The following is a 588-nucleotide window of genomic DNA, read 5'->3' on the forward strand; positions in this document are numbered from 1 at the left end:
CGAACGGCAACTCGGCGTCCACCGCGTCGAAGGCAGCGGCGAACACCGGAAACGCGGCATACAACTCCCGCCCCATACCGACCCTCTGCCCACCCTGACCCGCGAACAGGAACGCCAGTCGGCCACCTGTCTGTACGGCGTTCCTGACGACGCCGGGTTCGCTCCGGCCCTCCGCCAAGGAGCGCAACGAGCGCAGCAACTCGTCGCGGTCGGCGGCCAGGACCACGGCGCGGTTCTCCAGCACGGTCCGAGTGGTGGCCAGGGCCAGGGCGGTGTCCCCGAGGGGGAGGTCGGGACGGGCCTCGACGAAGCCGACCAGTTGCTCTGCCTGGGCGGGCAGCGCGTCGCCCGCTGCGGACAGTACCCAGGGCATGACTCGCGGGAGCTCCGATCCCGGTTCGGGTTCGGGCCCGTCTCCCTCACTCGGCCCCTTTCGAACCTCCCGACGGGCTTCCTGAGGAGCCTCTTCGAGGATGACGTGGGCGTTGGTGCCGCTGATGCCGAACGAGGACACACCCGCCCGACGCGGCCGGTCCTCCGCCCGCTCCCACGCGGTGTCCCGCGTCAGGAGCGCCACGTCCCCGGCCG

The 588-nt window shown here is 71.8% G+C and carries 1 protein-coding gene; it reads right to left on the reverse strand.

All coding sequences use genetic code 11. The features are described from left to right. A partial coding sequence (locus JS756_RS35985; protein ID WP_307791446.1) for a ketoacyl-synthetase C-terminal extension domain-containing protein occupies nt 1–577 on the reverse strand: 577 nt, incomplete at its 3' end. Nucleotides 578–588 lie beyond the last annotated feature (11 nt).

Source organism: Streptomyces actuosus, from assembly GCF_016921115.1.
GTDB lineage: Bacteria > Actinomycetota > Actinomycetes > Streptomycetales > Streptomycetaceae > Streptomyces > Streptomyces actuosus_A.